Below are 24781 nucleotides of genomic sequence, written 5' to 3' on the forward strand. Positions count from 1 at the left end.
CTGATTCAAATGAAAATAACAAGCGTTTCACAATTTAAAAAAAGAGCATCTGTGAAAGGAGACCTTATGACGGGGTTAGCTTTGATGATTGCATTGGTCATTGCAATAAGCTTGATGATTCTGGCCATTTCCCGCTGGGGAGTGCATCCCTTTATAGCAATTATGGGCGTTTCATTAATGCTTGCTTTAATTGTTGGTTTACCGCTTTCGGAGATACCCGGAATTTTAGGATCTGGTTTTGCTGGGATTTTCACAAGCATCGGCATTGTGATCATCCTGGGGACTTTGATTGGGCTGATTCTGGAAAAAACAGGAGCAGCGATTAAATTGGCAGACATGGTGGTAAAAGTAATTGGCCCCAAAAATCCGGAGCTCGCTTTAATGATAATGGGCTGGATTGTGGCAGTGCCAGTTTTTTGCGACAGTGGTTTTGTGATTCTGAATCCAATTCGCAAAGCAATGTGGGCTAAAACAAGAACCTCGTCAGTTGCTATGACAGTGGCTTTGTCAGCAGGACTTTATACTGCGCATGTATTTATTCCACCAACACCGGGCCCCATTGCGGCAGCAGGGTCTCTGGGTGTCTCTAATTACCTGCTAATGGTTATTGCGATGGGCACTCTGGTATCGATACCAACTTTACTTGCAGCTCTGATATTTTCGAAGTACATTGCGAAAAAAGTTAAATCACGCGAAGAGCAGGGTGTTTGGGATTATCAAAAAAGTGTGGCGGAACTGGTTTTAGAGTACGGGGAAATTCCCGGTGGTATGGCATCGCTTTCGCCTATTCTGGTACCGATTATACTGATGACACTTGGTTCGCTTGCCAGTCTGTTAGCGATTGGTGGACTTCCCGGACAAATTATGATTTTTTTAGGAACTCCGATGATTGCCTTGACGGTTGGCTTGCTGTGCGCATTGGGGCTCTTAGTTTCGACGAAAAGGATGTCTGATTTTTACGAACTGACCAATGAAACATTAAAGGTTGTCGGGCCGATTCTTTTTGTAACCGCTGCTGGCGGAGTTTTGGGTAAGGTGATTGTGGCAGCTGGCTTTGTTGATTTTATTCAGGTAAATGCGGGCATTATTTCCCGGGCCGGCATTTTTTTTCCTTTCTTAATTGCGGCGATCTTAAAAACCGCTCAGGGATCTTCAACCGTTGCAATCACGACCACAGCGGGTATTATGGGTGTCTATTCAGATCCGACCTCAATGATGTCTGCTTTAGGTTTGTCAAGTCCGATGGCCGCTGTTTTGGCCGTGCTGGCCATTGGAGCCGGAGGGATGACCGTGTCGCATGCAAATGACAGTTACTTTTGGGTGGTGACTAACTTTAGCAAAATGGAAACCCAGGATGGCTATAAAACACAAACAATAGTGACCTTTATTATGGGGATGACAGCGATGGCCGCGATATTTATATTAGCAAAGATATTATTATAGTTTAAATCCTGATAATATTTAAAAACGGATGTGAATTAAAGGTTTGTGTTACAAATTATGATATAATAGTAAAGTAAATTAGAATTAATACGATAACAGATATAGATGTGTTGCACACATTAATAAATGATAGCGATTAAAATAAGGGAGAAGATTCATAAAAATTATGAATCATCTCAAAGAAAGGTGGAATGAACATGGATATTGCAGCACTTTCGATGGGAATGAGTCAAATGCAGGTCGCCCAACAGGCTAGTGTATCGGTGATGAAGATGGCAATGGAGACGGGGACTGAGCAAATGACCGATATGATGGCAATGGTGGAAACAAGTACCCCAGTTGCTACGACTGCTGGCCCCTCACCTGACCCCAATATTGGACAACTACTGGACATTTCTGTTTAAGAAGAATCCAGCCGGTAGGTGACTGGCTGGATTCTTTTTTTTAGATAAAATGCAAAAAAAAGAATAAGCGGATCTGTAGTCGGGTTGAAAACTATTGCGGATTGTCTAAAAAGCCCTGATTTAAAATCAAAAACAGGGGTATAAATTAGATATAACAAAGAAAGCTGGAGGAAGTAATATGTGTTGTAATAAAAATGAAGATAGCCAATGCTGTATGATGGCACATAAGGATAAAATTATCCCTTGTGCCTTGGTTGCACTTACAATTACCTTTACAATAGTGGGGTTTGTCATCGGTCACCGATTTATGGGTAAAGGCTGCTGTAAAAGTCAGGACGAAGAATAAAATAACAGATCGTCTGGAGTTAGCAATTAGAAAAGACCAAAGCAAACCCGTTGCTTTGGTCTTTTTGTTATAGAATCGTAGTTTCCATTTTAACCGGATATTTTTGTTTAAGGTCTTCAACCTTGCCGATAAAAGCTTTGTTTTGTTTTTCTCTTAATAAGTAATTTCGAGCATTTTCCTTTACTGCATCAAAGGGAATGGTTTGAGCAATCTTACGATCCGTCAGCTTAATAATATGGTAACCAAACTGGGTTTTTACTGGTAGCTCAGTCATTTCATTTATTTCCAGTGCGAAGGCAGCAGTTTCAAATTCTGGAACCATCTGGCCTTTAGAAAAATAGCTTAGATCGCCGCCCTTATCATTAGAAGGGCAAATTGAATATTCTTTTGCTGCTGCTTCAAAGGATTTGCCGGCTTTGATTTCTTCAATAATTGTCGAAGCTTGTTCTTCATTAGGTAAAAGAATGTGGCTGGCTCGAATGCTGTCTGGTGCAATGAACTGGTTTGGGTTTTCATCGTAGAATTTTTGCACTTCTTCATCTGGAATGGTGATATCCATCATGAATTTTGCAATCATATGGGTTTTTAGAAGCTTTTCTTCTGCATCGATGAGCATTTTCTGGAATTCTTCGCTTTCATCAACCTTTGCTTTTTTGCCTTCTAAGTAAAAAAGCTCTTGGGCAATAAGTTCTTCTAGTAATTGACGTCGTCCTTCTTTTGAGGTGAATTGATTTGCCTGTTCCTGAGGTAATTGTTTTATTAAGGCATCTAAATCCGTGGTGTAAATCGTTTTACCATCCACGGTAGCCAACGGTTTTTTTTCCATAATGGTCTCCTTTAAGTCTAAAATAATTTATTATTCTAAAATCATAGCCTTTTAAAGAGGCTTTGTCAACAGACGAAGGAGCGGGGGATATAAATATAATCGATTGAAGCAGTAAAATAGCTGTCTGAAGTTGATCAATGTGATCATCTTTTAAGTCGATAAGCGGCTAAAAAATTAAGTAAAACTTAACGATTCCGAATAAGCATAACCTTTTATTGACAAGATAAGCAACCGGAGCTATACTTATACCAAGTAGTTAGGTAAGTGCTAACTAATAAAAAAGTTGGGTGATAATATGATATGTAAGAAAAATGAACTATATGAGGCTTATCATAAACTGCTTAAACTCAATGCAGCTTTCCATGAAAATGAAACCTGCTTGTGTCAGGCGGAAGATGTAACCTCAAAACAGAAATATTATCTTAAAATCATCGACAAGAATTATCGGGTAACCTTCAGCCAGTTGGCTCAGGAAACAAAGAATTCGAAACCGACGATTACCGAATTGATTAGTAAATTTATTTCCATGGGCTGTGTGTATCGGGAACGTTCGCCAGAGGATGGCAGGGTGTATTTTATCTATCTTACACCAAAGGGACAATCAATTGCCAGATCCGAGGAAAGAACCCAGATTCAAGTTATTGAACGGATTAAAAACAGTCTCACCGAAGATGAGCTGGATCAATTGATCACCTTACTAAACAAAATTCTTTAATAAAAATTAAATTGTTAAAGGATGAGGAGGAAGAAAAATGAACACACTAGAAATTAAAAACGCACCATTAATTCCGATCACAGAAACAGTGATTTATCCAGGGATTTCAAATCGTATTTTTGTAAATGAGGATATTGGAAACAATATCAAAGAATTGATTATCAAGAATAATACCTTGGCCATTGGTCTATCAACAAAAGATTATAAAGGACTCGTTCAATTGACCGCTGATTCGTTTTATCGTATCGGTGTGTTAATGAAATTTGATAATATCCAAAAGTCCGATAATGGTTTTGTTATTGATATCACCACCATCAATCGGGTTAAGGTTCTGGACTTCAGCTTTGAAGAAAAACAGATTAATGCTTCTTATACCATTCAGGAAGATATTCTGGATATCAATGCTGACGAAGAACAGGAAATGATTATGTACATTAAAGGCTTAATGAAAGATTTAAGTCATAATTTTAAGGGTGCTGAGTACTTTGTCAGTATTCTGGAAGGATTACCTTCTTTAGAAGAAATTATGGGTTACACTATTCCCATGATGGGTATTCCTTTAAAAAGCAAACAAGTTCTTCTGGAAATTGATTCAATCAAAGAAAGAACGCTGAGCTTTATTGACTATATCATCCGGGAAAAGGATTCCGTACACCTGCAACTCGAAATTAGTAAAAAATATTCTCAACGTAAGGATAAAACCTATCGTGAAGCGATGCTTCGGGAACAACTTAAGAATATTAAAGCAGAATTAGGTGAACTGGATGAAGAATTAGAAGAAGAAGCCGATTATCGAAAAAGAGTTCTGGATTCAGATATGCCTGCAGACATTAAAAAAATAGCGTTAAAAGAAGTCCGCAAATTTGAAAATTCGCCGCCAAACGGAGGTGAAAGCAATGTGATCATGAATTACCTTGATCTGCTTTTGGAACTCCCTTGGACCAGTGAGAAAAAAGAAATCGATATTGAACACGCCAGACAGGTACTTGAATCCCATCACTTTGGTATTGACGATGTAAAAAAACGAATCATTGAACATTTGGCCGTGATGAAGTTAAAAGAAGACAAACAAGGTTCGATCCTATTGTTAGTGGGACCTCCGGGAACCGGAAAAACCAGTTTGGGTAAGAGCATTGCCGAAGCCCTTGATCGCAAATATGTACGTGCCAGCTTAGGCGGGGTGCGGGATGAAGCCGAGATTCGCGGACATCGCAAGACTTACCTTGGTGCAATGCCGGGACGTATTATTAAAGGCATTGCCAATGCCGAAGCTAAAAATCCGGTTTTCATTTTAGATGAAATTGACAAGATGGGCATGTCTCATCAGGGTGATCCTGGTTCAGCGCTCCTGGAAGTCTTAGATCCTGAGCAAAATTGTACCTTCTCTGATCACTATCTGGAAATTCCCTATGATTTATCCGAGGTATTTTTTATTGCGACAGCCAATGACCTTAGCACGATCCCAGCACCACTTTTGGATCGAGCCGAAATAATTCAGCTGTCAAGCTATACCAACGGTGAAAAGAAACGGATTGCTATTGATCATCTGTTGCCAAGTGTTTTAGATGATCACGGCTTAACCTCTGAGATGCTTCAGATTGAAGAAACAGCTGTTGAAGCGATTGTCGAAAATTACACCGCTGAAGCTGGCGTCCGTGGCCTGACCAAACAACTGGCAAAAATTGCCAGAGTAGTTTCTGAAAAAATCGTTTCGAAAAAAGTTGAACTGCCGTTTATTGTAACAACTCAAAATATCAGCGAAGTATTGGGTAATAAAACCAGACGTCATGAAAAAGCGGGTGAAAATAATAAACCAGGTGTCGTAACCGGAATGGCGTGGACCGCTGTCGGCGGAGAAATTCTCTTTACCGAAGCCAGCCTGATGCCGGGCAGTGGCAAGCTGACCCTAACCGGTCAACTGGGCGATGTCATGAAAGAAAGTGCCACCATTGCGATGAGCCTGATTCGCTCACGATTGGGTGATTTGGCCAATGGATTTGACTATTTTAAAAATGATACCCACATTCATGTCCCATCGGGATCAACTCCAAAAGATGGACCATCTGCCGGGGTGACGCTAACGACGGCTTTGGCATCCTTGATTTTAGGCAAACCGGTTGATTCTAAACTTTCTATGACCGGGGAAATTACCTTAAGCGGTCAGGTACTACCAGTTGGTGGCATTAAAGAAAAGGTTATCGCAGCGCAGCGTAGCGGTATCACTAAAATTTTATTGCCAAAAGACAATGAAAAAGATGTCAGTGATATTCCTGAAGAAGTGCGAAATGCTTTAACCATCATTCATGTTTCAACCATTGAAGAAGTGTTAAGAGAAGCATTGGGAATTGAGCTGCCAGAATGCAAACCGGTTCTTAATCGACCAATAGGCGATTCCAATGTGCAGCTGAGCATGGTTGGTGAATAAAATACTATAGACTAAAGGTGTAGAAACAAGTCCTAAGCAGAACCGGACAGGTTCGTAAGTGTTGTTGCGGCAAAGGTCTGAACCTGCGGGTCAGCAATCACCATCTTTTTTCGCTTGAGGGATGGACACCTGATATGGAAGGTGACGTTTAGCGCAAATCGCTCCATCATTAAGGGAGCTGTCAGATGACAGCTCCCTTTTTTTCTGCTAGGTTTTGTCGACGGTCTTATTTTCTTATGATATAATATTTTCTATGAAAATTAAGATGCTAAATAATGAAACAATTAATAAAATAGCTGCCGGTGAGGTGATTGTCCGGCCCGTGTCAGTAGTAAAGGAATTGGTGGAAAATGCCATTGACGCTGGCGCCAACCAGATTACTGTAATCATTGAAGCGGGTGGAAAAAACCGGATTACAGTTCAGGACAATGGCTGCGGGATTGCCTATAATGAGATTCCGCTGGCCTTTAAACGCCATGCCACGAGTAAGTTATCAACTATCGACGATCTGGAATCGATTGAATCACTGGGGTTTAGAGGCGAAGCATTATCCAGTGTGTCAGCAGTCGCCAAGGTGCAGATTACTACCCGGTTTACGAATGAAGAGGTTGGAAGTTTAACCTTGTTTGAAGGTGGAAAACTCATTAATCAGCGGGTTTGTGCCTATAATCGCGGCACCGAAATCACAGTGAGTGATCTTTTCTACAATACGCCGGCCCGACGAAAACATATGGAAAAGGACAAAAAAGAAGAAATGATCGTTCGGGATCTGTTAGAAAAAATTGCTATTTCCCATCCGGGGGTTCGCTTTCAGCTTAGCTGCAACGGGCGAATTGTGCTTGATACCCCAGGTACCGGAAAGGTGATCGATGTGGTTGCGGGGCTTTATGGGATTGATGTGGCGGCTAATTTGATCGCTCTGAATTATGAAAACAAACCCATGAAGCTGGCGGGTTTTGTGGGAAACCTCAAAACCATGCGAAATCATCGCGACGATCAGGTGTTTTTTATTAATGGACGCTATATTAAAAATAATCGACTGGCTCAGGCATTAGATGAAGCCTATGAGGGCTATAGCATGAAACATCAGCACCCCCTCGGTATTATTTTTATGACGTTACCGGGCCGAATGCTTGACATAAACATCCATCCGGCTAAAACCGAAATAAAAATTCTAAATGAAAGCCTGGTCTGTCTGCTCTTTAAACAGGGGATCAGGGAAACCCTCAGAAATACCAATTTGATCGTTGAACTGGGGACGGTTGATGATCAAACGGAAGAAGCTAAAAAATTCGAAACTGATCGCGTCGGGATAGATACAAAACGTGTTGAGAAACACACACGTGTGCAAAGAAGTTTTCTGGAAGATCAGACCAGCATTGACACTATGGCATCAACTAAAAAAGCGTCCTCGATGGAAGATGACATTGATTTCGTAAAAAAAACGGAAGCACTTGAATATCAGGGTCAATTCAGTCCCCCCAATATCCCAATCAAAAGAGAAGAAGCCGTCTTGCCACGAAATAGTAAGGTAGCGCCTGAAGTCCATAATGATGACAAATTTGATTCGCTTAGGACTCCGAATGCAGATACAAATCTGATCACAAAAGTGAGTCTCGCGGGAGAAGGGCAAGAAATTGATATAGCGCCTCTTGAGACTAAGGACAAAAGGAGGTTAGTCGTCGACAATTCTAATCGTGTTGCCGAAGCGTCGGTTAGTTTTAATAGCGATGTTATCAATCGCGGGACAATTGATCATGATGAGAAAGCGGTGCCAGGATTTAAAAAAGATGTTCAGGACCTGGCAAAAATGAGAATTGTCGGACAGCTGTTTAATGTATATATTCTTCTGGAGGGTGAAAAAGAAATTTATCTTCTTGATCAACATGCGGCCCACGAAGCTTTCTTAACCCAGGAGCTGATGGGAATTTTTAATCGCAATGAAGGTCTTCCCAGTCAGGGGTTGATGACACCGATACCTTTAAAAGTTCGTCCCAAAGATTTAACCCTGATCGAAAATGCGTTGGCTGAGTATCAAAGATTGGGCTATGACTGTGATGTTTTTGGAGATGATACCTTGCTTGTTCGTAGTGTCCCGGTATTATTAGGGGAACCCCAGAGCCCGGACTTATTAAAAGCGATGATTGACGAACATCTTTTTGAAAGTAACGAAAATACTGAGGGCAACACGGTTTTTTCAGAAAAAGTAAAAAATAAAATCATTATGATGGCTTGTAAAGCTGCCATTAAAGGCGGGCAATCTTTGACCCAGGCTGAAATTAGAAAACTTCTTGAAGATTTGAGGCGTCTCAGTAATCCCTATACTTGTCCCCATGGACGCCCTATCATCATGAGATTAAAGGAATATGAATTAATGAAATTATTCAAGCGGGTGGTATAAGATGGAAACAAAAAAACCAAAAATACTCGTCGTGGTAGGACCGACTGCCAGCGGAAAAACCGCATTGGGGGTGGCACTTGCAAAAAAATTGAATGGTGAGATTATTTCTGCGGACTCCATGCAAATCTATAAATATATGAACATTGGTACAGCCAAGGTCACCTTAGAAGAAATGCAGGGGGTACCTCATCATCTGGTAGATTGTGTGTCCCCGGATGAAGAATTCAGTGTCGCAAAATATAAGAAAGCCGCACTGGGTGCCATCGAAGCCATTCTTTCAAAAGGAAAGCTTCCTATTATAATAGGGGGGACAGGATTATACATTAATAGTCTTAGTCTGCCCTGGGATTTTCAAAAAAAGGACAGTGATGAAATAATACGGTGGCGACTAACGGCCGAAGCCGAAGTCCTGGGGAAGGAAGCCTTATACCAGCGGCTAAAATCGGTGGATCCGGTTACGGCAGAAAGTGTTCACCCCAATAATCAAAATCGGATTATCCGGGCGTTGGAAATTTATGAGCTCACTGGCAAGCCGAAATCCCATTTTGATGAAGAGACAAAAAAACAGGAAGTTCCTTATGATTATATTATTCTGGGGTTGGACTGGGACCGCGAGACGCTCTATCATCGGATTAACCATCGGGTTGATCGGATGATTGAGGAAGGTCTTGTTGAAGAGACAAAGATGCTGGTTGAGCGGGGCTATGACTGGAACTTGACGGCACTAAAGGCAATTGGCTATAAAGAGCTAAAACCCTACCTGGAAGGGGTGTCCACCTTGGCAGAAGCGGTAACCATTCTAAAACGGGATTCCCGACACTACGCCAAACGTCAAATGACCTGGTTTCGCAAAGATAAGCGCATCCAGTGGCTGAAAATGAGTGAGGCCAAAGACTTGGAGACCCAGGTTGAGGCGTGTCTAAAGCTGATTCTTCCTCAATTTGAACCAATAAATGAAAGTGAGTAATTGTTTGAACATACAAAAAGACATTAAAACCTATCTTGAACAGGAATTTGAGATTTCAGCAGAAGTCATCGATTTCGTAAAAAAAGTCGAAAATGAGGTTCACTCCCAACTAAAAGAACGGGATGATCTGTCAGAGCTTCATCAGTATCGGGTCATCAAAGCGATGCAAAAGGCGGGACTGGGTGATCGACACTTTACTGTTTCGACTGGCTATGGCTATGACGATGTCGGACGGGAAGTGGTTGAAACCATCTATGCCGATGTTTTCGGAGCAGAAGATGCCTTGGTGAGGCCGCATATTTCATCGGGAACCCACGCGATTGCATTAGCTTTGTATGGGGTCCTTCGCCCCGGCGACCATTTACTGGCCATTACCGGTTCGCCCTACGATACCATCCGCTCCGTGATCGGTCTGGAAGAGACTTGTGTTGGGCAGGGAACCATTAAAGAATTTGGAGTCACCTATAATCAGATCGAATTGCTGGCTGATGGCAGTTTTGATGAAGTGGCGATTCTTTCTGCCATTACCCCAAATACGAAAATGATTTATCTGCAGCGATCCACGGGTTACAGCTGGCGGGCGGCACTAAGCATCAACGCGATGGCAGAGATGATTAAAAAAATTCGAGCAGTAAAAACAGATGTGATTGTTTTTGTCGACAATTGCTATGGCGAATTTATGGACCGGGTCGAACCAGTGTTAATCGGTGCCGATTTAATGGCCGGTTCGCTGATCAAAAATCCCGGTGGCGGCTTAGCGCCGACCGGCGGTTATGTCGCTGGTCGAGCGGATCTGGTCCATTTGGCCGCCTGCCGTCTGGCGGCTCCCGGAGTAGCCAGAGAAACCGGTGCCACCCTGGGAATAAACCGCACCTTGCTGCAAGGTCTGTTTTTGGCTCCAACGGTGGTGGCCCAGGCAATTAAGTCGGCGGTGCTATTGGCCGCTTGCTATAAAAAGCTGGGTTTTGCCGTTTGCCCCGAAGTGATGGACTATCGCAGTGATATCATTCAGAGTGTTTGTTTAAAAACCGCCGAAGCGGTTAAAACATTTTGTCGGGCGATTCAGGAAGCGGCTCCGGTGGACAGCCAGGCCACCCCTGAACCATGGGATATGCCCGGCTATTCGGATCCCATTATTATGGCAGCCGGTGCTTTTATTCAAGGTTCTTCCATCGAACTTTCGGCTGACGCCCCGATGCGGGAACCTTACTATGTTTATTTTCAAGGCGGTCTGACACATTTTCACGGTAAGCTGGGTGTATTGCTCAGCCTCCAACGCCTACTCGATAAACAACTTGTGAAAATTTAAAAATTAAGATTAGAAATAATGAGGAGAATCATGATAACAAAGGAAAAAATTGATCGAATCAATGAACTGGCCCGAAAGAAAAAAGAATGTGGATTGACCGAAGACGAATCGGATGAGCAAATGACACTGCGGGCTGAATATCTGTCGGCTGTCAGAACAAATTTAAGAGCGCAACTGGATAACATCGAAATCGTCGATAAGTAATATAAAAAAAGCAAAGGAGCAAATTGTTATGAAAAATAAAGAGAAAGAAAAAAGTCCTGGGACGCTGCTTCAGGAGCAGCTGGGTAAAAAATGGGAACTGGCCTGGAAAGACCTCAGCACAGAAGAATTTGTCAAAGTAAAAGAGATCAGCGATGATTACATCCGCTTTCTAACCGCCGGAAAAACCGAACGACAGTGTGTAACACTTAGTGTTGATCTGGCCGAAAAAGCTGGATTCAAGCCACTGGATTCTTTTTCGGAAGCCGGGAAAATTAGTTCCGGGGATAAACTCTACACGGTTCACAAAAACAAAACCGTGATTTTCTTTGTGGCCGGTAGGAAGTCGATTGAGGAGGGAATGGCTATTGTTGGTGCCCATATTGATTCACCTCGTCTTGATTTAAAACCATCACCTCTGTATGAAAGTGATGATATGGCTTTTTTCAAGACCCACTATTATGGCGGCATAAAAAAATACCATTGGGTGACGATCCCCCTGGCCATGCATGGGACCGTGGTAAAAAAAGATGGCGAAACGATTAACGTTTCCATCGGGGAAGCGCCAGAAGATCCGGTTTTTTGCATCACCGATCTATTGCCTCATTTGTCTCAGGAACAAAACACCAAGAAAATGACCGAGGGAATCACCGGGGAAGGGCTTAATATTATTGTCGGCAGCCAGCCCTATCCAGAAAAAGATTTAAAAGACGGGGTTAAGCTCAATATTCTCAATCATCTTTACACAAAATATGGTATGGTGGAAGAAGATTTTGCCACCGCTGAATTAGAAGTAGTGCCGGCAGGAGCTGCCCGAAACGTTGGTTTTGACGAAAGCCTGATTGGTGGCTATGGTCAGGATGATCGTATCTGCGCCTATACAGCACTGCGGGCGATTCTTGATCAGGAGACGATACCGGAGCGAACGCTTTGTGTGATTCTGGCTGATAAAGAAGAAATTGGCAGCGTCGGTAATACGGGCATGCATTCGCGCTTTTTTGAGGGCGCGGTCGCAGAACTAATCGATTTGATGGCGGTTAAAAAGCCCGAAATAGCCATTCGTCGCTGCTTAATGCGTTCAGAAATGCTTTCTGCTGACGTCACTGCCGGCGTCGATCCTAATTATACAGGTACCCACGATAAAGGAAATGCCCCATATATTGGAAAGGGAATGGTTTTGTCAAAGTACGGCGGTGCCCGCGGGAAATCAGGTTCTAATGATGCTCATGCTGAGTTTATGGGGAAGATGCGACAAACGCTCGAAACTGCCGGTGTGATCTGGCAGATGGGTGAGCTCGGCCGGGTGGATCTTGGCGGCGGTGGCACGATTGCCCATATTCTGGCAGAATATGGAATGGATGTACTGGATTGTGGCCCGGCACTGCTGAGCATGCACTCGCCCTTCGAGTTAGCATCTAAGGTTGATTTGTATATGTGCTATAAAGGGTATAAAACCTTTTTGGCTTAAAAAAAATGACAAGATAATACCCTTTAAGACAGAAAGGTTATTCTAAATGGCATATGTTAATATATTAACATATGCCATTTAGTGCATTAATCGTTTTGTCCCTATGAATGGTCACTTTGAAATGGTAGTTATAGTCTAAATATTATATTTTTAGAGCTATATATTACCATTTTTTTTCTGGGCCCGGTGGGTACAGTATTATTTTAAACAAATTTATTAATTCGTATGGAAAAAAAATAATTTATATGTTATGATACTGCCTATATATACAAGTATACAGTTTCTCTTGTGTAAAAAATTTAATTTGAGGGGTGTTTGACGTAAGATGAATGTAAAACATGGAACCTTTAAGGGGGGAATCCACCCACCCTATAGAAAGGAAAGTACAGCTGAAGTTCCGTTGGGCTTTGGCATAAAGCCGGAAATGGTGATCATACCCATGTCGTTGCACATTGGGGCACCTTGTACACCGATTGTGAAAAAAGGCGATCAGGTATTTCTGGGCCAGAAAGTTGGCGAGCCGAATGGTTTTGTTTCCGCTCCAGTACATGCCAGTGTATCCGGAAAAGTTGTTGCGGTGGAGGAACGTCCACATGCATCAGGGGATCGGATTATGTCGGTTGTGATTGAATCAGATGGTTTGGATACCATCGATCCAAGTATTAAACCCTATGGTACTTTAGAAGAAATGGATGCGGAGTCAATCAAAAAAATGATTCTGAATTCCGGGATTGTTGGTCTTGGTGGGGCAACCTTTCCAACTCATGTTAAACTGGCGATTCCACCGGACAAAAAGGTTGATTGCGTTGTTTTAAATGGTGCCGAATGTGAGCCTTATTTAACTGCTGATCATCATTTGATGCTGAATCAAGCTGAAAAGGTTGTCATGGGATTAAAAGCAGTCATGAAAGCGGTAAGTGTTGAAAAAGGTTTTATTGGTGTCGAAGATAATAAAACCGACGCCATTGAAGCACTTGTGACAGCAATTGGAAACGATAGCAGACTGGAAGTTTATTCATTACACACAAAGTATCCGCAGGGAGCTGAAAAGCAACTGATTGCGGCAATCACTGGTCGAGAAGTACCGTCGGGCGGGTTGCCAGCAGATGCGGGTGTTGTTGTTATGAATGTCGGAACAGCAGCTCAAATAGCAGAGTCAATGGCAACAGGAATGCCTTTGTACAAACGTTACCTGACTTGTACTGGCGATGCCATTAAAAACCCACAAACCATTGAAATTCGCGTAGGGGTACCATTTCAATCGGTGATTGACCAATGTGGGGGCTTCTCGGCTGAACCGGGAAAAGTAATTTCTGGTGGACCGATGATGGGGGTTACCCAGTTTGAAACGGCGATCCCTGTTATGAAGGGAACATCAGGAATTTTATGTCTAACCAAAGAATCAGCAAAAATTTCCACACCATCAAACTGTATCCACTGCGGCAAATGTGTGGGAGTCTGTCCAATTCACCTGCAGCCTCTTTACATCGCCGAATATTCCCAGCGGAATAATTGGGATAAATGCGAATCAAATAACGCCATGGATTGTATTGAATGCGGAAGCTGTTCTTACATCTGTCCGGCAAAAAGAACCCTGGCATCATCGATTCGTGTGGCTAAACGCGAGATTATCGCGCAGCGAAGAAAAGGAAATTAGGAGGAATATTGATGAATGAATTAAATCTTACAGTGTCATCATCTCCTCATATCCGCGCAAAACATTCCACAGCCAATATTATGCAAAATGTCATTATTGCTTTGTTACCTGCATTGGCTGTCGCAGGATTTGTTTTTGGGATATGGGCTTTGGCATTAGTAGCAATTTGTATAATTTCTTCAGTTGCTACAGAAGCGGTTATTCAAAAACTGCTTAAGAAACCAGTAACGATTAATGACTGGAGTGCGGTTGTCACGGGGGTGCTTTTAGCATTCAACTTACCGATTAATGCGCCATGGTGGATTGCCGTTGTCGGTTCTGTTTTTGCCATTGCTATTGTTAAACAGTGTTTTGGTGGTTTAGGACAAAACTTCATTAATCCAGCTTTGGCGGCAAGAGCTTTCTTGCTGGCTTCATGGCCGGGACATATGACCGCAACAGCTTATCTGCCAGTATCGGATACGGTAACGACGGCAACACCATTGGCCTTATTAAAAGCTGGTGAAGCGGCAAGCATGCCTTCAGCCATGGACTTATTCTTCGGTTTAAACGGCGTGTATGGATGTATCGGGGAGATTTCAGCCCTTGCTTTGCTGCTTGGCGGATTGTATCTAATTTTTAAAGGCATTATTAGCTGGAGAATTCCAACCATTTATTTATTAACAGTGGGAATCTTTGCCCTTCTGGTTGGACAAGATCCAATTGTGCATATTGTATCAGGTGGTGTGATGTTGGGCGCTTTCTTTATGGCGACGGACTATGCGTCATCGCCGGTTACACCAAAAGGTCAGATTATTTATGCATTGGGGTGTGGGTTAATTACCATGATCATTCGTATTTATGGGGGCTATCCTGAAGGCGTTTCTTATTCAATCCTACTAATGAATGTTGCAACACCTCTTATTGAACGCTTCACCAAAGAGCGAATCTATGGTGTGACTAAAACCAAGAAGGAGGCTAAAGCATAATGGAAACAAAAGAAAAAATTCAGATTGATTGGAAAGTTGTTTTTAAATTAGGTTTTATTTTACTTCTTATTTCAGGGGTAGCAGCTTGCTGTCTGGCATTAACCAATTATGTGACGGCCGGTACGATTGAGGAAATGAACATTCAAGCAAACACTGAAGCGCGTCAGGAAGTTCTGCCGGAAGCGACTGATTTTGAAGAAGTGCCAGTTGCGGATGTGGAGAAAATAGCCACAGAAATCAGCATGGCAAAACCTGAAGAGTTGTTAGAAATTTATATTGGCAAAAATGGCAGTGAAATTACGGGCTACACAGTAAAGACCGGTCCGGGCAGTGGTTTTGGTGGAGAAGTACAAGTGTTAACGGGAATCTCGACGGATGGCGTCATTACTGGAATCACAATCATTAAACATAATGAAACACCTGGTTTGGGTGCGCTGGCCACCGGTGAATGGAATGATCAATTTACCGGAAAATCGGCGACCGAAGAGTTGATCGTTGTAAAAGGGACGGCTAAAGAAAGCAGTAATGAAATTCAAGCAATAACTGGATCTACCATTACTTCCAAGGCAGTTACTGAAGGTGTGAATACATCGATTCTAGTTTACCAGACTTTGTCGGAATAGGGGGAGTGTATTAGATGAATTTTATACAAAATCTAAAAAAGGGTATCATAAAAGAGAATCCGATCTTCGTGCTTTTGCTGGGGATGTGTCCTACTCTTGCGGTAACTACATCAGCGGTTAATGGTATGGGTATGGGTTTGGCAACATGTGCGGTACTCATTTGTTCAAACGTTGTAATTTCGGCACTTAGAAAGGTGATTCCAGACAATATTAGAATCCCGGCTTTTGTTGTTATTATCGCGTCGTTTGTTACCATTGTCGGAATGTTAATGAAAGCTTATTTACCATCTTTGGATGCATCGTTGGGATTATTTATTCCCTTGATCGTAGTAAACTGTATTATCCTGGGTCGAGCAGAAGCGTTTGCATTTGGAAATGGAATTGCTGATTCATTTGCGGATGGATTGGGGATGGGGTTAGGATTTACCCTGGCGTTAACAATTCTTGGATCAATTCGTGAAATTCTAGGGGCAGGAAGTATTTTTGGATTTTCTTTATTCGGAGCTGCTTATGAACCGGTATTATTGATGATCTTGCCTCCTGGAGCATTTTTAACTCTAGGTCTTTTGATTGGTCTCATTAACTGGAAAACGAAAAAGGCATAGGGGGAGATATCAATGACTTTAATTTTTATAATGATTAGTGCAATTTTTGTCAACAACTTTGTACTATCACGATTTTTAGGTATTTGTCCGTTTTTGGGGGTGTCCAAACAAGTTGAAACTGCGGTTGGAATGGGGGTTGCGGTAACCTTTGTTATGGCACTGGCTTCGGCAATTACTTATGTAGTTCAATATTCAATTCTTGATCCATTAGGTCTTGGTTACCTGCAGACAATTGCTTTTATTTTGGTAATTGCAACGCTGGTTCAGCTGGTTGAAATGATTATTAAGAAAGCCAGCCCATCGCTGTATCAGGCACTGGGTGTATACCTCCCCTTAATCACAACAAACTGTGCAGTTTTAGGGGTTGCGCTTTTAAATATTCAGTTTGAATATAATTTTATTGAAACGATTTTTCACGGCGTTGGGGCGGCCTTAGGTTTCACGCTTGCCATCGTGCTTTTTGCGGGCATCCGTGAGCGGCTCGAAACGTCGGCAGTTCCAAAATCTCTTGAAGGATTCCCGATTGCATTATTAACTGCAGGGTTAATGGCGATTGCGTTTTTGGGATTTTCCGGAATGAAATTAGGTTAGGAGGATACAGAAATGTTAAATGCGATTTTAGTTCCTGTCGGTATCCTCGGTGTATTTGGTTTACTGTTTGGAATTGGCCTTGCCATTGCGGCAAAGGTATTTGAAGTATATGAAGATCCGCGGGTACCAATGGTAAGAGCTGCTCTTCCCGGGGCAAACTGTGGTGGTTGTGGATTGCCTGGCTGTGATGCACTGGCATCAGGGATAGTCAATGGAACGGCAGCCATCGATGCCTGCCCGGTTGGGGGAGCCGATTGTACCGCTGCCATTGCCGAAATTATGGGTATGGAAGCCGGAAGTGCGGTTAAAAAGGTTGCCACTGTCATTTGTCAGGGAACCTGTGAAACAGCACCAAATCGCGCTGATTATTATGGCGAAATGGATTGTCGAGAAGCGATGATTGCTTCTGGTGGTGCAAAAGGATGTCGATATGGATGTCTGGGATTAGGAACTTGTAAAGCGGTATGCCCCTTCGATGCGATTGTTATGGGAGAAGACGGACTGCCGAAAATTGATCCGGACAAATGTACTTCTTGTGGCAAATGTGTGGATGCCTGTCCTAAAGCCATTATGAGCCTGGTGCCGGCAACTCAGGAAGTCATTATTAAATGCCATAACCTTGACAAAGGAAAGATTGCCCGTCTATCATGTACAACTGCATGTATTGCTTGTGGTGCTTGTAAAAAAGCCTGTCGCTTTGATGCGATCACGATCGAGAATAATTGCGCGAAAATCGACTATGATAAATGTCGACAATGTTATGAGTGCGTCGACAAGTGTCCGATGAACTGTATTACGGGTGATGTGGAATATGGCAAAGAAACTGCATATATTATTGAAGAAAATTGTATTGCCTGCGGGTTGTGTGCGAAAAATTGTCCCGTTAATGCAATTACTGGGGAGATTAAAAAACCACCCTACGTTATTGATCATGATATGTGTATTGGCTGTGGAATCTGTTTTGATAAGTGCAGGAAAAATGCGATTGAAATGAGACCAAATAAGACCAAATAAATAAAGTAGAACCAGATAAATAAGATGTTCTAAACGGCTCCTCATTGAAAAATGAGGAGCCGTTTTTATTAAGAATTTATGACAATTCATGATTTGATTAAAATTTTAATGAGAATTTTAGGAAAGATGTATAAAATAAATTGCGGTGTTGTTAAAATAGTAATATTGCTAACATGAGGAGACATAGGTTTAAATTTTTATCAAAATTAATGCTGACGAGTCAATCAAAATTTCAGCAATGAATCAGATTATGTTTGGTTGTCGGTCATATCTGAGTTGCTAAACATGAAAAACGTCTGTAATTACCTTAAATCTAAAAAAATATCTAACGCCTCGGGGCGAATTGGGGTATAATAGTATGCATGTTTTAAAGTAGCATCATATGAATCCGGGTATTGTAAAATAAAGCAGAAAAAATAGAATTAAATTAATTAGTCATAAAAAATATTTTAGTAGAGTTAGAACCGGGGGTAGGATTATCAGTCTTGTTTATACATATCAAATATCAATAAATCATGAAAAGCTGGTCAGAGAGGAACTGGTCAAGCGTTACAGTTATTCTAGCCGTCTTATCAGAGAAATTAAACGGATTGGAAAGATCAGTTTAAATCAGCGCGAGTGTTTTCTGGGACAGCAAATTAAACCAGGAGATGTCATTGAGATTAAGATGCCTTGCGAAGATATTGATGGCGAACCGGTATCGGGGAACCTTAATGTCGTTTACGAAGATGAGGAATTGTTAGTCATTAACAAACCGCCTTTCTGTGTAACACACCCAACGAAAACGCATCAATTGGATACCCTGGCAAATTATATCAGCTATTATTGGAGTGAGCGCGGTGTTTCTGCAAAAATCCGTTTTATCAATCGATTGGATCGAGATACAACGGGTATTGTGGCGATTGCCAAAAATAAATATGTGCATCATTATGTTCAAAAAGAAACGAATTCAGGTAAGGTGATTAAGGTTTATCATGCTTTTGTGCATGGAAAGCTTCCCCATCAAGAAGGTATTATTAATGCGCCCATTGGTCAACCTTATGAAAACAGTATCCACAGGGTTGTTATGGAAGATGGGAAACCATCGGTAACCCGCTATAAGGTGCTGGATGAATTTAAGGATGCATCGTTGGTAGAGTTGGTTTTGGAAACAGGACGGACACACCAGATAAGAGTTCATATGAAGCATTTGGGAAACCCGATTATTGGTGATCCTCTGTATCATGGCGAGTGTATGCAAACAGGCTCTTTTGAAATGCCGCATCAGGCACTTCATGCGCATCGTCTTTTACTATCACTTCCCAGTAAAAAAAATTTGCACGTTCAGGCTGAATACAGCAAAAACTTGACGGAACTTCATAAACATTTAAGAGAGAATAAAGAGAAAAAGGTGATGGAATGAGTGAAAAGCAAAAAAAAGGAATAAGAAGACGTAAGAAGAAAAAACATATTGGAGCAAAAATACTCATTGTTCTTTTGGTGCTGGGAATACTGGGAGCCGGAGTCATGTATTCCATCTATGCTGCAAATCGCATGGATATTTCAGGCTATCAGTATCAGGCAAAGGACAAAACCGAGATCTATTCAGCAGATAATGCCGTTATTGCTGAGTTGTACACAAAAAATCGGACCAACATTACCATCGATCAGATCCCGGTACAATTACAACATGCCCTGGTATCCGTAGAGGATTCGCGTTTTTACGATCATTTCGGGATTGATGTACTGGGGATTGGCCGAGCATTTTTTGCAAACATTGCTAGCAGTAGCATTAGTGAAGGAGCCAGTACCATTACCCAACAGTTGGCTCGAGTTCTGTTTTTGCCGGATATTGCAACGGAACAGAATTTTAATCAGAAATTGATAAGAAAGCTAAAGGAAATATCGATTGCACTACAGTTAGAAGAAAAGTATACCAAAGAGCAGATTCTGGAGATGTACTTTAATGAATACTATTTTGGCTCCGGCGCATATGGAATAGAGGAAGCAGCACAAACTTATTTTAACAAACCGGTTTCGCAGGTTAACCTTGCTGAAGCTGCGATGTTGGCAGGTTTGCCCCAGGCACCTAGTGCCTATGCTCCTAATTCTAATTTTGAAGCAGCCAAAAAGCGTCAGCAGGAAGTTCTGACACGAATGGTTAAAGAAAAGTACATTACTCAGGAAGAAGCAGATGCCGCCTATGCATTGGAATTAGTAATCAGAGATCCGGCAACGATCAGTAATGACGATCAGATTTTGGATAATTACGAAGCATTTGTAGGAAAGGCTCTGGATGAATATGCTCGGATGAAAGCTTCATCCGTTATGCAGGAGCGTGGTCTTACAGAAGATCAGGCCATTGATTATATAAAAGAGAACATCGCCAGCGGCGGGTACCGCATTTATACCACGATTGACTCACGGATGCAGGCGGATGCCATTGACAGTCTATATACTGGTCTTGATGATTATGGAATGAATGAAGAAACAGGAGCTGTTGTCACTGTGGATTTAGATGGAAGTGTCAAAGCTTATTATGGAGGGAACACTAAGATAGATATGGCAGATGAGCGAAGACAGCCGGGATCAAACATCAAACCGCTCTATTATGCAGCGGCTATGGATAAGGGATTGATTACGCCGTCAACGACAATTCTCGATGCCTATACCGATTTTGGTGGCTATGCTCCGAGAAATTACGATGGTGGTTATCATGGAACCGTGACGGTACGAACTGCGTTAATAAATTCTTATAATATTCCGGCGGTTAAAGTGTACGATAAGGTCGGAGTTGAAGCGGCCGTCGCATTTATGCAGACGATGGGAATCTCAACCTTTGAAGATACTGATTATAATTTAGCAACTGCCCTTGGTGGGATGACCTATGGGATTAAACCGGTGGAAATGGCGGCGGCCTTTAATGTTTTTAACAATGCCGGGGTTTACAATCAACAGTATTATGTTACAAAACTGGAACAGATCAATGGTGAGGTTCTTTATACAAAAAATGCATCCAGTACGACGACCAGAAAAGTTATGACCGATACCACGGCAGCTAATATGATGGGCATTCTGGAGGGGGTTGTCAGTTATGGTACCGGTACCGCCGCATCTCAGATTTATACAACTGCCGGGAAAACGGGTACAACCCACGATAATAAAGATTTATGGTTTACCGGTATTACGGGTAATTTGACCACGACAGTCTGGATTGGTAGTCCTGAAAATTATGCCTTATCGGGTGGCAGCTATATCGCGGCAGGTATTTATGGGAATTACATGAGTTCTGTCATCAATCAGGATCTGCTGACGATCACAGAAATGGAGCGAACGTCGAACGAAGGCGAAACATCGGGAGCCTCTACCATTGACGCAGGCACGACCAAAAAGACAACAGAAGAGGAAAAGAAGACTGAAACGGAAACGCCGACGACGAAACCGACAACACCGACTGAGCCGACAACACCGACTGAGCCTGTCAAACCGCCGGAGCCAACCGAACCGACGGAGCCAACCGAACCGACAGAACCAACTGATCCAACCGATCCAACAGAGCCAACGGAACCAACGGAGCCAACCGAACCAACCGAACCAACAACGCCTACTACCTAACGGAGGAAGATGATGATTGAACAAAGCAAATCAAAAAGAATGGAAATTAAACAAAACATGCGGGGTGGCAAGGGTGATATTGAAATTACTCATATCACCAATAATGAAATTCTGGGTAAAAATTGTCGCCTCTTTGCCCAGATTACGGTGAAACCTGGAGATTCCATTGGGGAGCATCAGCACATCAATGAGCGGGAAGTATTCTATTTTTTACAGGGAAAAGGCATCGTTATCGACAATGGCAAGGAGGCTGAAATTGGGCCCGGAGACGTGATGGTGACTCCTGATCAAAGCAGCCATAGTGTTATCAATACCGGTGATGAAGATCTTGTGTTTATGGCACTGATACTTAATGAAAACGCATGACAAAAAAGAAGATCGAACAAATCTTAGCCACACTGGAAAGCCGATACGGCCAGGAACAGTGTGGCTTAGATTTTAAGTCCCCCTTTGAATTGCTGATTGCGACCATCCTTTCGGCACAATGTACGGATGTTCGCGTGAACATTGTCACTAAAGATTTGTTTGAAAACTACAAGACACCTGAAGCGATTCTACTTTTGGGAGAGGAAGCCCTGCTCACAAAAATTAAGACCTGCGGTTTAGCAAGAACAAAGGCGAAAAACATCATCTTGACCTGCCACCGTCTACTAATAGAATATAATGGCACGGTGCCTGATCAAATGGAGCAACTACTTACGCTTCCAGGCGTTGGTCGCAAAACCGCCAATGTGGTAATGAGCAATGCCTTTAATATTCCCGCGATTGCAGTGGATACCCATGTCTTTCGGGTTTCCCGACGAATTGGCTTAGCCCAAGGGAAAAATGTGCTGGAAGTTGAAAAAGAATTGATGAAAAACATCCCCAAAGATAAATGGTCTCAGGCCCATCATTGGTTGATCTGGCATGGTAGAAAATGCTGTACGGCAAGGAATCCCAATTGCAGTGGTTGTATGCTGCGAAGCCTCTGTAATTTTGGCAGGGGAAATAATAAAGAAGCGTAGGATGTGATCAATTATTTCTTGTGTTTTTCTTAAGAATGGTTTATGATAATCACTATAAATAATCATTGAAAAGAAAAAGGAGGAAAAAATGAAGAAAAGAGTTATTAGTGTTTTACTCGTAATGATGTTCACCGCTTCTATTTTTGCATTTGCAGGTTGTTCTACATCCGGTGGTAGTGCAGACGCAGATGTTGTCAAGCTTGGTTTTATTGGACCAATGACTGGCGATGCGGCCATCTACGGGAGCTCAGCTGAAGAGGGGGCCCAATTAGCCGTAGCGGAAATCAATGCGGCTGGTGGTATTGATGGGAAAAACGTCGAATTGGTTGCTTATGATTCAAAAGCTGATCAAACCGAAGCGATCAATGCCTACAACCGATTAAGAGACCAGGATGGTGTTGTTGCTGTAATTGGGGGAACCTTAAGTGGTGAGACCTTAGCAATGAAAGATATCATGGTACAGGATAATATGCCAGTATTATCGCCAACTGCTACGGCGGTTGAAGTAACGCAAGAAGCGCCAAATGTGTTTAGAGCATGCTTCCTGGACGATTATCAGGGACAAGCTGCGGCAAACTTCTCAGCGACAACATTAGGTGCCAAAACAGCAGCTTTATTAATTGGAACTGGTAATCCCTATTCAGAAGGTGTTTCAGAAGCATTTAAGGCTGCATTTACTGCCAAAGGCGGTACCATTGCCGGCAGCGAATCTTATGGAACAGCGGATAAAGATTTTAGTGCTCAATTAACAAAGATCAAGGAAATGAATCCGGATGTTGTGTTTGTTCCAGATTATGTTCAAACAGTTGGTCCCATTCTTCAAAAAGCTAAAGAAATGGGCATTACCGCAAAATTTGTCGGAGCGGATGGTTGGGATGGCGTACAGGAAGAGTATGCTGATGCCGCGCAGGGAAATTATTTCACAAATCACTATGCAGCCGATTCACCCTCAGAAACCGTTCAGAACTTTATTACGGCCTACAAAGCGGAGTATAATAAAGTGCCAAACTCGTTTGCGGCTTTAGGTTATGATGCTGTTTATACCATGGTAGAAGCAATTACTGCGGCGGGAGCAACAGAGGCGGCAGGCATTATCACGGCATTAAATGCCACTGATCATGCTGGCGTTACTGGAACCTTAAAGTTTGACGAAGAAGGCAATCCCAAAGACAAAGAAGTTACCATTATTAAAATTGACGACGGTCAATTAAAATTTGATTCCACAGTGGTTAATAACTAGTCTTTAATAAATTTATTATTACACTAAACAAAAGGGATATAGGAGAGACACATCTCTTCTATATCCATTTTATGTTATTCTACAAAGGAGGATACATCGTGAATTTATTTCTGCAACAGCTGATTAACGGGCTAAACGTAGGGAGTATCTATGCGCTCATCGCAATCGGTTATACCATGGTATACGGCATTATAAAACTTATCAACTTTGCCCATGGTGAAATCATGATGTTCGGTGCGTATTTTGCATTCATTGCCGCTACCAGTTTTCAATTGCCGGTTTGGGCGGTTCTTTTATCTTCAATGGTTATTATGGCCATTATTGGTGTGACGATCGAATTCGTTGCCTACCGGCCACTTAGAAATGCGCCCAGACTATCAGCCCTGATTACAGCCATTGGTGTAAGTCTGTTTTTACAGAATCTGGCACTGATTATTTTTAAGCCGGACCCAAAGGTTATGCCCAAGATTTTTCCTGAAACGATTTATAAATTAGGTGAAATCGAAATCAGTTCAACCACTCTGATTACCATAGGTTTGTCATTGTTTTTTATGGTTTTGTTGGATCTCTATATCCGAAAAACGAAACAGGGTCGTGCCATGCGTGCCGTATCAGAAGACAAGGATGCTGCGATTCTGATGGGTATTAACGTTAATCGGACCATTTCACTCACCTTTGCTGTGGGCTCTGCGCTTGGCGCATTGGGGGGGGTTCTTTTTAGTGTCGCGTATATTCAGGTTTACCCGACGATGGGTGTTATGCCTGGTCTAAAAGCATTTATCGCGGCTGTTTTAGGCGGTATCGGAATCATACCCGGAGCAATGTTAGGTGGGTTTATCATTGGGATGGTCGAGACTTTGACAAAAGCCTATCTTTCGACAACCTGGGCAGATGCCATCGTCTTTGCTATTTTGATCATTGTACTGCTTTTCAAACCCACCGGTATTCTGGGTAAAAATACAAGAGAGAAGGTATAGACA

The 24781-nt window shown here is 42.3% G+C and carries 23 protein-coding genes; 22 read left to right on the forward strand and 1 reads right to left on the reverse strand.

Annotation, left to right across the window (positions count from 1 at the left end):
• Window positions 1-66 precede the first annotated feature (66 nt).
• The 3 genes from U2P91_RS02145 to U2P91_RS02155 all read left to right on the forward strand — a co-directional run bounded on the left by U2P91_RS02145 (window position 67) and on the right by U2P91_RS02155 (window position 2193).
• The gene (locus tag U2P91_RS02145; RefSeq protein ID WP_111886566.1) at window positions 67-1443 is read left to right on the forward strand and encodes a GntP family permease; all 1377 of its coding nucleotides are present in this window, start codon (window positions 67-69) and stop codon (window positions 1441-1443) included.
• A gap of 197 nt (window positions 1444-1640) precedes the next feature.
• Window positions 1641-1847, forward strand: coding sequence for a YjfB family protein (locus U2P91_RS02150; protein ID WP_111886567.1), 207 nt, complete (start codon window positions 1641-1643; stop codon window positions 1845-1847).
• A gap of 178 nt (window positions 1848-2025) precedes the next feature.
• Window positions 2026-2193: a hypothetical protein gene (locus U2P91_RS02155; protein WP_162624369.1), complete on the forward strand. Its 168-nt coding sequence runs from the start codon at window positions 2026-2028 to the stop codon at window positions 2191-2193.
• A 67-nt stretch (window positions 2194-2260) separates the two neighbouring features.
• On the opposite strand, the gene U2P91_RS02160 is transcribed toward U2P91_RS02155, so the two are convergent.
• Window positions 2261-3019 (reverse strand): peptidylprolyl isomerase, encoded by a 759-nt coding sequence (locus U2P91_RS02160; protein WP_322518973.1) that lies wholly within the window; start codon window positions 3017-3019, stop codon window positions 2261-2263.
• A 295-nt stretch (window positions 3020-3314) separates the two neighbouring features.
• Here U2P91_RS02160 and U2P91_RS02165 point away from each other — a divergent pair, with 295 nt between their 5' ends.
• The 19 genes from U2P91_RS02165 (at window position 3315) to U2P91_RS02255 (ending at window position 24778) form a co-directional block, all read left to right on the forward strand.
• A complete protein-coding gene (locus tag U2P91_RS02165) occupies window positions 3315-3734 on the forward strand; it encodes a MarR family winged helix-turn-helix transcriptional regulator (protein WP_242988559.1) in 420 nt (139 codons plus the stop codon).
• Between the two features lie 37 nt (window positions 3735-3771).
• Complete coding sequence (lon, locus tag U2P91_RS02170; protein WP_111886570.1) at window positions 3772-6159, forward strand: endopeptidase La; 2388 nt, start codon at window positions 3772-3774, stop codon at window positions 6157-6159.
• Between the two features lie 265 nt (window positions 6160-6424).
• A complete protein-coding gene (gene mutL / locus U2P91_RS02175) occupies window positions 6425-8560 on the forward strand; it encodes a DNA mismatch repair endonuclease MutL (protein WP_322518974.1) in 2136 nt (711 codons plus the stop codon).
• A gap of 1 nt (window position 8561) precedes the next feature.
• Window positions 8562-9527, forward strand: coding sequence for a tRNA (adenosine(37)-N6)-dimethylallyltransferase MiaA (miaA, locus tag U2P91_RS02180; protein ID WP_111886571.1), 966 nt, complete (start codon window positions 8562-8564; stop codon window positions 9525-9527).
• Complete coding sequence (locus tag U2P91_RS02185; RefSeq protein ID WP_111886572.1) at window positions 9514-10836, forward strand: aminotransferase class I/II-fold pyridoxal phosphate-dependent enzyme; 1323 nt, start codon at window positions 9514-9516, stop codon at window positions 10834-10836. The genes miaA and U2P91_RS02185 overlap by 14 nt, the downstream gene beginning before the upstream one ends.
• A gap of 30 nt (window positions 10837-10866) precedes the next feature.
• Window positions 10867-11040: a DUF896 domain-containing protein gene (locus U2P91_RS02190; RefSeq protein ID WP_084633607.1), complete on the forward strand. Its 174-nt coding sequence runs from the start codon at window positions 10867-10869 to the stop codon at window positions 11038-11040.
• Between the two features lie 28 nt (window positions 11041-11068).
• Entirely contained in the window at window positions 11069-12505 is a 1437-nt protein-coding gene (locus U2P91_RS02195) for an aminopeptidase (protein WP_322518975.1), read from the forward strand.
• A 325-nt stretch (window positions 12506-12830) separates the two neighbouring features.
• Window positions 12831-14162: an electron transport complex subunit RsxC gene (gene rsxC, locus U2P91_RS02200; RefSeq protein WP_322518976.1), complete on the forward strand. Its 1332-nt coding sequence runs from the start codon at window positions 12831-12833 to the stop codon at window positions 14160-14162.
• A gap of 11 nt (window positions 14163-14173) precedes the next feature.
• Complete coding sequence (locus tag U2P91_RS02205) at window positions 14174-15130, forward strand: RnfABCDGE type electron transport complex subunit D (protein ID WP_111886575.1); 957 nt, start codon at window positions 14174-14176, stop codon at window positions 15128-15130.
• Complete coding sequence (locus U2P91_RS02210; protein WP_322518977.1) at window positions 15130-15753, forward strand: RnfABCDGE type electron transport complex subunit G; 624 nt, start codon at window positions 15130-15132, stop codon at window positions 15751-15753. The genes U2P91_RS02205 and U2P91_RS02210 overlap by 1 nt, the downstream gene beginning before the upstream one ends.
• A 14-nt stretch (window positions 15754-15767) precedes the next feature.
• Window positions 15768-16358 carry an RnfABCDGE type electron transport complex subunit E gene (locus tag U2P91_RS02215; protein WP_111886577.1) on the forward strand — a complete coding sequence of 197 codons (591 nt, stop codon included), beginning with the start codon at window positions 15768-15770 and terminating at the stop codon, window positions 16356-16358.
• 12 nt (window positions 16359-16370) lie between these two features.
• Window positions 16371-16949 carry an electron transport complex subunit RsxA gene (gene rsxA / locus U2P91_RS02220; RefSeq protein ID WP_111886578.1) on the forward strand — a complete coding sequence of 193 codons (579 nt, stop codon included), beginning with the start codon at window positions 16371-16373 and terminating at the stop codon, window positions 16947-16949.
• A 12-nt stretch (window positions 16950-16961) separates the two neighbouring features.
• Window positions 16962-17963 carry a 4Fe-4S binding protein gene (locus U2P91_RS02225; RefSeq protein WP_111886579.1) on the forward strand — a complete coding sequence of 334 codons (1002 nt, stop codon included), beginning with the start codon at window positions 16962-16964 and terminating at the stop codon, window positions 17961-17963.
• 538 nt (window positions 17964-18501) lie between these two features.
• Window positions 18502-19365 (forward strand): RluA family pseudouridine synthase, encoded by an 864-nt coding sequence (locus U2P91_RS02230; RefSeq protein WP_322518997.1) that lies wholly within the window; start codon window positions 18502-18504, stop codon window positions 19363-19365.
• Window positions 19362-21557, forward strand: a complete 2196-nt coding sequence (locus U2P91_RS02235) for a PBP1A family penicillin-binding protein (RefSeq protein WP_322518978.1) — start codon at window positions 19362-19364, stop codon at window positions 21555-21557. Before U2P91_RS02230 ends, U2P91_RS02235 begins: the two co-directional genes overlap by 4 nt.
• A 12-nt stretch (window positions 21558-21569) precedes the next feature.
• Window positions 21570-21923 (forward strand): cupin domain-containing protein, encoded by a 354-nt coding sequence (locus U2P91_RS02240; protein ID WP_322518979.1) that lies wholly within the window; start codon window positions 21570-21572, stop codon window positions 21921-21923.
• Window positions 21920-22561, forward strand: coding sequence for an endonuclease III (nth, locus tag U2P91_RS02245; protein WP_111886583.1), 642 nt, complete (start codon window positions 21920-21922; stop codon window positions 22559-22561). Before U2P91_RS02240 ends, nth begins: the two co-directional genes overlap by 4 nt.
• Window positions 22562-22649: 88 nt before the next feature.
• Entirely contained in the window at window positions 22650-23801 is a 1152-nt protein-coding gene (locus U2P91_RS02250) for an ABC transporter substrate-binding protein (protein WP_242988561.1), read from the forward strand.
• A 71-nt stretch (window positions 23802-23872) separates the two neighbouring features.
• Entirely contained in the window at window positions 23873-24778 is a 906-nt protein-coding gene (locus tag U2P91_RS02255; RefSeq protein ID WP_111886584.1) for a branched-chain amino acid ABC transporter permease, read from the forward strand.
• The last annotated feature ends 3 nt before the right edge of the window (window positions 24779-24781 follow it).

Origin of the sequence: Acetobacterium sp. K1/6 (assembly GCF_034438075.1) — a bacterium.
GTDB classification, from domain to species: domain Bacteria; phylum Bacillota; class Clostridia; order Eubacteriales; family Eubacteriaceae; genus Acetobacterium; species Acetobacterium carbinolicum.